The sequence below is a fragment of the Acetobacter sp. DsW_059 genome, assembly GCF_002153695.1.
Taxonomy (GTDB): domain Bacteria; phylum Pseudomonadota; class Alphaproteobacteria; order Acetobacterales; family Acetobacteraceae; genus Acetobacter; species Acetobacter thailandicus.
On record NZ_JOPI01000045.1, the window covers coordinates 1 to 263 of the forward strand.

Sequence of the window (263 nt, forward strand, 5' to 3'; positions counted from 1 at the left end):
GGCTGACATTATCGCCCGCGCCGATGCTCTGCCGTCTGGCACCTATTACGTTGATCAGAACGATATTGTCCGTCGCGCCCGCACGGTCGGCACGCTGCCCGATGATGTGACGGTTAACGGCGGCGTTTATATCGCAGGCAGCAGCACACTACCCGCAGGCCTCACCTCAGAAGGCGACGTCATTATCACTGACGGCACAGTCTATTTCCCAAATACCTGGAACAATAACGGCGTTCTCTGCGCCGCAGGAGTATAATTTATGT

General features: G+C 55.9%; 1 pseudogene. It reads left to right on the plus strand.

The features are described 5' to 3' along the window. A pseudogene (locus tag HK25_RS12990) lies at window positions 1-256 on the plus strand (hypothetical protein); the annotation flags it as partial. Window positions 257-263: the final 7 nt, after the last annotated feature.